The sequence below is a fragment of the Streptomyces sp. NPDC060035 genome, assembly GCF_042736635.1.
In the GTDB taxonomy this organism is placed as follows: domain Bacteria; phylum Actinomycetota; class Actinomycetes; order Streptomycetales; family Streptomycetaceae; genus Streptomyces.
The window spans coordinates 23,353-30,713 of record NZ_JBHWVO010000046.1 but is presented as its reverse complement, the minus strand read 5'-3'; the positions used below and the strand labels follow the sequence as shown (position 1 = coordinate 30,713).

The window sequence follows — 7,361 nt, the reverse complement described above, 5'->3', positions numbered from 1 at the left end:
CGTGCCGGGCGCCGGGAAGATGCCCAGCTGGCCTTCGAGAAGATGCTCACCTACGCCAACCATCTCGGCCTGTACGCGGAGGAGATCGGCCACACAGGCGAACAGAAGGGCAACTTCCCGCAAGGGTTCACCCATCTGGCGCTGATCAGCGCGGCCTTCAACCTTGACCGGGCGCTGGGCTGAATGCCCCCTTGATCGCCCGCAGGAGCAAGACCTGGTGGAGCACTGCTCCAGAGGCACTGCCCACTGCCTCCAGCAAGCGCAGGACCTCTGCCCACTGCTTCCAGCAGGGCAGGACCTCTGCCCGCTGGCTTACCGAGACGACCTTGAGCGCCGCGGTGATGGTGTCATCGTCGGCAAGTCGGTCCGCCATGCCCCTGGCCTCGGTCCTCATGACGAGTCGGGCGGGCTGCGGCCAGTGGGCCGGTATCCGGCGCCCAGCTGTTCGCGGCCCCGCGCGGTCACGGAAGAACGCCGAGTGGACCGCTCGGTGGGCCCATGGGCAGCGGCGGAGCGCCGTGCGATAGACGGCGCGCAGTCCGCGGCCGGCACCGGCGGGCAGCAGGTTCAGGAGGTCCACACGTGCGGTCCAGGACCTTGATCCTCGGACTCCGGTCTTCGTGGACACCTGCCGCGTCGCTTTCGGCAGCGAACAGGATGAGAATGTTGGCATACGGACCGTACGAGGAGCAGCAATGCGTACCCATACGTCACGCGCCGAGGAAGGTCCGAAAGCGGTCGTCGGCGTGGATGGTTCGGAGCATGCCAGGAGCGCTGCGCTCTGGGGTGCGGCCGAGGCCGCCCGGGGTCGGCATGGCCTGTGCCTCGTACATGCCGCCGATCTGGACCGCCTGGACCGATTCTCCTCGTTCGAGACATCGGAACATGTCCGGAAACACGGCCACGTCCTGCTGGCAGAGCTCGATCGGGAGATACGGAGCCGATTTCCCGGTCTTGACGTCACTCTCAAGCTGAGCCGCAGGAATCCGGTTGCCGCGCTCCACGCGGCTGCCCGGCAGGGCGACACGATTGTCGTCGGCAGCAGGGGCAGCGGCGGGTTCGGCCCTCTTTTGCTGGGATCGGTCGGACTCGGGGTGGTCGTCAACAGCCCCGTACCCGTCGTCGTGGTGCGCGGCAGGACCGGACGGGACGATGCACCGGTCATGGCTGCAGTTCGAGACGAACGGGACGCGGAATGGCTGGTCCAGGCCGCGCGGGAGGCACAGGATCGCGGGGGCGTCCTTCGTCTGCTGAATGTCCGGAGTCCGCTGACCCGGTTCGCCGGCCGTCAGGGATCGCCCAACGACGCCGGACGGCTCACAGGCCCTGGCGAGCAGTTGCTGGCCGACCTTGCCTCCCGGGTTCGTGGAGACCGTTCCGGTCCGAAGGTGCGGACCGAGGTGGTCACGGCCCGGTCTGCCGCGGCCGGGCTCGTCGAGGCGAGCCGGGAGGCGAATCTACTGGTCGTGGGGAGCCGCGAGCGGCATGGTGTCCCGGTCCTCGGGCTCGGGCATGTCGTCCACGCGCTGCTGCACCATTCCCACTGCCCCGTGCAGATCGTGCCGTACAAGGTCGACAAGAGGGGCGTGATCGGCGAAGGGCTCGGGGACGACGGATGACGTCGGGGCCCGAGTGGAAGGAGTCGCCGCCGGCCCCACACGTCGAGGAGGGACGATGCAGAGCAATCGACGAAGCCTGACTCTGGACAGGCTCGTGGTCGTCGGAACCGACGGCACACAGGATGCACACCGAGCTGTGCGCTGGGCGGCGACCGAAGCCGATTCCCGGCAGCAGCCGCTGAGCATCGTGCACGCGACCAGGACCGAATCGGGGCATGCGCACCTGTCCGCCAAGGGGATTCGGGAGGCGAAGGACCACGCCGTCGACGTACTGGCCGAGGCGGAAGCGCTTGCGAGGAAGACCGCTCCCGGGGTCACGGTCTCGACCGCCCCGTGCCCGTACGAGACTGCGTCCTGCCTGCTCGGCGAGGCCGGACAGGACGGCACGGTCGTCGTCGGGACCCGGGGACACGGAGGATTCCTCGGGCTGCTCGTCGGCTCCGACGCCCTCCGGGTGGCGGCCCGCGCCCATGTGCCCACCGTCGTGGTACCCCCGCGTGAGCGCAGCCACGCGGCCGGGGTCGTCATGGTCGCCGCGCGGGACGACCGTGACAGGGAAGCGGTACGCCTCGCAGCTGACCTGGCACTGCGCCGCGGAGCCTCGCTGCGCGTTTTCAGCGTGTGGATCTTCCTTGAGAATGTCGGCAGCATGGCGACGATGTTCGACGACCCGACCGAGCTCGCGGCCACCGAGTCCGCCGAAGTCTCACGCATTGTCGCCGCTCTCAACACGGACCGTCCTGGTCTGGAGGTGAGCCACGACGTCGTCCGTGCAGCATCGGCGGCAGCCGTGCTGGTGGCGGCGACCGCAGAAGCCGACACCGTGGTCATCGGTTCCCGTAGACGAACGTTCCCCGTCGGCGCCCCTCTGGGCCACGTCACCCACGCCGTACTGCACCACGCACACTGCCCGGTGCTCCTCACGCCACTGTCTGACCAAGACTTATCTGCGCGAAAGCCGGGGCATCACGCCGATGGCAGGGAGGCCGAGGGCGAGGCGAGAAGCCACCCGGACAATTCGTCGACGTTTCGACAGACCGGATCCGCCCTCCGCCGTACAGGAACTCGGGGAGAACGTCACGGATTCGCACCTCCCGAGCACCCCGATGACCGGGCCCGATGCGGAGGGAGTCCGGTCGGCGCAGGCCACTGGGAGTCGCTTCACCGTGATCGCCCACGTTCTACGCCGGCGTTCACGAACGGCCGGACCGAGCTTGCGGGCTTGGCGTAGATCGCAGACACGTTTCCCTCGGCCACATGAGCGACCGGGGTGGCCGGAAGGGCGTCGTCCGCGTTGCGCGGCGGTCAGCCCGCCCTCGTCCGGATACCGCATGCCTCCGGCGTACCGGCCCGGACGGCCGGCTCGACAGATGCGGTGTCCGGTCGCCCCAGGTGGTGGTCGGCCGACGGCTGGAATCATGCAGCCCCTTCGCCGCTTCGGTTACCGAGCCATGTCGGGCGACCCCTCCAGCATCTTGAGGTGGGCCGGGTTCAGCATGAATTGAGTTTATCCATGAGGCTTGGGAGGAATTGGCATGGAGCGTCATGACATCGGGGCGGTCGGCATCGCTTCATGACCGAGCTGATCCGACGAATCTCGACCAGCAGAAGGAACGGAGTCGCCAGCCATGCCACTCGCCCGCGTCCACAACTTCTCCATCTCGCTCGACGGCTTCGGCACCGGTGAGGGCCAGAGCCATGACGCGCCGTTCGGCCACGCCGGCGAACGGCTCCACGAGTGGATGTTCGCCACCCGGTTCTGGCACAAGATGATCGGTCGGCCCGGCGGGACCGGCGGCCTCGACGACGCCGTCGCGCGGCAGTTCACGCCCGGGATCGGTGCCGAGATCATGGGCGCCGGGAAGTTCGGCCCGCCCGGATGGTACGAGAACCCGGAGTGGAAGGGGTGGTGGGGTCCCAACCCGCCGTTCCACACACCGACCTTCGTGCTCACCCGTCACCCGCGCCCGTCGATCGAGATGGAGGGCGGCACGACGTTCCACTTCATCGACGCCTCGCCCGCCAAGGCGCTCGAGGCCGCCCGCGAGGCCGCCGGTGGCCAGGACGTACGCATCGGCGGGGGTCCCACCACGATCCGCGACTTCTTTGCCGCCGGGCTCATCGACCACATGCACATCGTGGTGGTCCCGATCCTGCTCGGCCGAGGCGTACGCCTCTGGGACGGACTGGAGGGACTCGAGAAGGACTACCAGGTCGAGGCCACCTCCTCGCCCAGTGGAGTCACGCACGTGACGTTCACCCGTACCGGTCTCTGAACCGCCTCGGTCGACAACCCCAAGGGGCGCCGGCAGTCCCGGGACCGACTTCCGGTCGAACCGGGCTGTCACTGCCCGGTGCTGTTCGAGCTGGTTGATGCCGCACTCCGCTGCGTGACGCTGCTTGTGAACCTGTGAGTCGCACCTGGGTGGCCGTCGGATGTCGGGTCCTCTTTACGCCGGTTGCCGGCCTGGTCGTCCTTTTCGGATGGTGGCCTTGATCCCGCGTCGGCGCAGACAGCACGTGCAGGTGCGGGTGGGCCGGGGGAGGAGGGGACTGGGTGCCCGGGGAAGGGCGCTGAATGTGATCCCAGGGAGGTACGTGCTTCCCCTCGACGTCCCCTGCCGTCACAGCCGCGGCGCTACGAGCGGAATGCCGTCCCCTGATCCCCTTCCGCTCGTTCGTAGGCCGCCTCGGTGGTCTGGAACGTGCGGATCCGGTCGATGTCGAACTTCGGCTTTCGGTCGAAGTCGTAGAGGCCGTTCTCTTCCTGGAAGGTGTCGGTCAGCTGCGTGTAGCAGTAGCCGAACATGTCGGGGTTGTCGAGAAGGACGCGAGTCAGTCCCTCGAAGCGCTCGTGCCAGGCTTCGACGCTCTCGACGCGCTGGCCGTACCCCCATGAGTCGGCCCGGCTCGGGTCGTCCGCGGACTGCTGGTCCTCGCCGAGGCGCTGCGGGTTCCACCAGATGCCGCCGTACTCGGACACGAAGAACGGCTGGCCCGCGTAGGGATAGGACATGGCCGTTCCGTCCAGTTCGTTGAGGTAGGGACGGCCGTCCCGCAGGCCGGACTGTTCGAGGCGGAAGGCTTCCGGGTCCTGTTCGTAGGAGTGGGAGTCGTAGACATCGGCGCCGCGTACGCGGTGGGCGTAGCCGGACGCGTCGACGACCGGGCGGCTCGGGTCGGCGGCCTTGGTGGCCAAGTACATCGCGAGGGTCACGTCGTCGAGTTGAGTGAGTCGGTCGTGGAGGAGCTGGTGGGTCTCGTTGAGTGGGCACCAGCCGATGATCGACGGATGGCTGCGGTCGCGGCGCAGCACTTCGAGCCACTGGGCGACGAAGGAGGCGGTGGGTTGCTGGTTGTTACCTGCCGGTCCCTGTCCGGATGAGCCCCAATCCCCGAACTCGCCCCAGACGAGGTAGCCCAGGCGGTCGGCGTGGTAGTAGAAGCGCTCCTCGAAGACCTTCTGGTGGAGTCGCGCTCCGTTGAAGCCGGCGGCCATGGCGAGTTCGATGTCCCGGCGCAGGGCGTCGTCGCCGGGGGAGGTCATCAGGGTGTCGGGCCAGTAGCCCTGGTCGAGGACGAGGCGCTGGAACACGGGTTGGCCGTTGAGGAGGATGCGGTTGCCGTTGATCGCGACCGATCGGAGGCCTGCGTACGAGCCGACCTCGTCGATCACCTCGCCGTCCCGGGTGAGGCGCAGGCGCAGCCCGTACAGGTGGGGGTCCTGCGGTGACCACAGGCGGACCCGGTCGGCCGGGACCGGCAGGGTGAGGCCGGGCGTGAGGTCGTCCGCGGGCACGGCGGCCACGCACACGTCGCCGGCCTCGTCGGTCAGTACGGCTTCGAGCGTGAGGCCGGCAGTGTGGTGCGAGAGCTCAGCGGTGATGTGGAAGCTGCTGGTGGCGCGTTGGGGGACGATGTTCAGCGAGCTGATGTGCGCGCGGGGCACCGGCTCCAGCCAGACGGTCTGCCAGATGCCGGTGGTGCGGGTGTAGTGGCAGCCTGTGTTGCCGTACCAGGTGGCTTGCTTGCCCCGGGCCTGCGGCTCCGACGGGGTGTCGCGGGCCCGGACGACAATGGTCGCCGTCTCGCCCGCCGCCGCGACTCCCCTGAGTGAGGCGGTGAACGAGCTGAAGCCGCCGCGGTGGCGTGCGACCTCGATGTCGTTCACCCAGACCGTCGCGTCGTGGTCCACGGCTCCCAGGTGCAGGAGTACGTCACGGCCGGCCCAGGCGTCGGGGACGATCACGTCGCGGCGGTACCACACGGCATGCAGGAAGTCGGTGTCCTCGATGCCCGAGGCCCGTGACTCCGGTGCGAAGGGCACGACGATGCGGTCGGTGAGCTCCCGGGTGCGCAGGCCGCGCTCCAGTCCCGAATCGCCGCGGTCGATCTCGAACTGCCACTCACCGTTGAGGTTCAGCCAGTCGGGGCGGACGCACTGCGGGCGCGGGTACTCCGGCTTGGGCGGGTGGGGCGTCTGGTGCATGTTCATCCTTCGGAGCAGGTGGTGCGGGTGGGGTGCTCAGGGTTCACCGGGCGGGAACGGAGTTGGTGGCGAAGTAGGGCTTGCAGACGGAGCCGGCCCAGTCCGTGGCGATCTGGAGCAGGCGGGTGCCGTCGGGGGAGGGCAGCAGGCTGGAGCTGTAATTGGGGCAGTAGTCGACGGTCGTCGACTCGACCGTGACCGGCGCGGGCATCGCACGCCACCTTCCCGAGGCGCCGGCACTGTTGACCCAGACCGTGCGCCCGCTTCCCTCGGCCCGGCTGCCGTCACGGTTGTACATGACCTGGCCGACGAGGAAGAGCCGGCCCTTCGGGTTGCCCGCCTCGGGCGCCCAGGCCAGGTTCGGCGCGTGCTTGAAGTACGTGCCGTCCGTGGTCTCCGGGCGAATGCCCAGGTAGGCGGGGTCGCCCCAGTTCCAGCCGTCGGGGGAGGTGCGGTAGTGCACGACGCAGGCGTACTGGCCCGCGGCCGCGCAGATCTCGTACGACATCACGTATGTGCTGTCGCCGATCCTGCGGACCACCGCCATGCCGGGGCGGTCGGAGGCGAGTGTGCCGGCGATGGTGTCGTGGTGCCCGGTCCAGTGCAGTCCGTCGGTGGTGCGGGCGGCCACCAGCTTCTGGCTGTGGGCGGGGTCGGACTCGTCGGAGTAGTGCGCGACCAGGGCGCCTGTGGCGTCGACGGAGAATTCCGGCTCCCACAAGCCCTTGGTGTCCGGTGCCGTGGCGATGGTCGAGAGGTAGTCCCAACTGCGTCCGATGTCGTTGCTCTTGAAGACGCGCAGCGCCATGCGCCGGTTCGCCTCGTCCTGGCCGACCGATGCGGCCCACAGCAAGGTGCCCGCGGGCAGGGACCCGATCCGCTGCGGGAGTTCGTACAGGGTCGAGCAGCACAGACCCTGGCCGGCCGCGGCCTCGGGGTCACTGACCGTGCCGACCTCGCGGAACGAGGCGCCGCCGTCGGTGCTCTCGTGGACGGCGCCGAGGCCGTTGTTGCCGGAGAAGGTGACGACCGAGGCCAGGACGCGGCCGTTGGCGTCGCCGCTGTGGGCGAGCCGGATGGCGCGGGGGTACAGGCCGGTGCCGTCGCGCAGGAGGGTCCCGGTCGCGGCGGCGGCCGGGGTGCCGGACTGTGTGACGACCAGCCCGGCCAGGAGGGCGAGCAGCAGGGGCAGCAGGGTGGCAGTGCGGAGCGAGGTCGGTCGTGCGGGGCGATGCGCCGACATGGGTCTCTCC

General features: G+C 69.2%; 6 protein-coding genes. 4 read left to right on the top strand and 2 right to left on the bottom strand.

The features are described from left to right. From ACFWBQ_RS36650 to ACFWBQ_RS36635, 4 genes are all read left to right on the top strand, one after another. Positions 1-183: glycoside hydrolase family 15 protein (locus tag ACFWBQ_RS36650; protein WP_385487169.1), on the top strand; the 183-nt coding region annotated here is incomplete at its 5' end. Between the two features lie 512 nt (positions 184-695). After that, a complete protein-coding gene (locus ACFWBQ_RS36645; protein ID WP_385507734.1) occupies positions 696-1,619 on the top strand; it encodes a universal stress protein in 924 nt (307 codons plus the stop codon). 55 nt (positions 1,620-1,674) lie between these two features. After that, positions 1,675-2,850, top strand: a complete 1,176-nt coding sequence (locus tag ACFWBQ_RS36640; RefSeq protein WP_385507731.1) for a universal stress protein — start codon at positions 1,675-1,677, stop codon at positions 2,848-2,850. Positions 2,851-3,247: 397 nt separating this feature from the next. Next, entirely contained in the window at positions 3,248-3,895 is a 648-nt protein-coding gene (locus ACFWBQ_RS36635; RefSeq protein ID WP_385507729.1) for a dihydrofolate reductase family protein, read from the top strand. Between the two features lie 362 nt (positions 3,896-4,257). Here the strand turns inward: ACFWBQ_RS36635 and ACFWBQ_RS36630 are convergent, their stop codons facing one another. Both ACFWBQ_RS36630 and ACFWBQ_RS36625 read right to left on the bottom strand, forming a co-directional pair. Continuing rightward, positions 4,258-6,108 (bottom strand): glycoside hydrolase family 2 protein, encoded by a 1,851-nt coding sequence (locus ACFWBQ_RS36630; RefSeq protein ID WP_385507728.1) that lies wholly within the window; start codon positions 6,106-6,108, stop codon positions 4,258-4,260. Between the two features lie 43 nt (positions 6,109-6,151). Then, a complete protein-coding gene (locus tag ACFWBQ_RS36625) occupies positions 6,152-7,351 on the bottom strand; it encodes a sialidase family protein (protein ID WP_385507724.1) in 1,200 nt (399 codons plus the stop codon). Positions 7,352-7,361 lie beyond the last annotated feature (10 nt).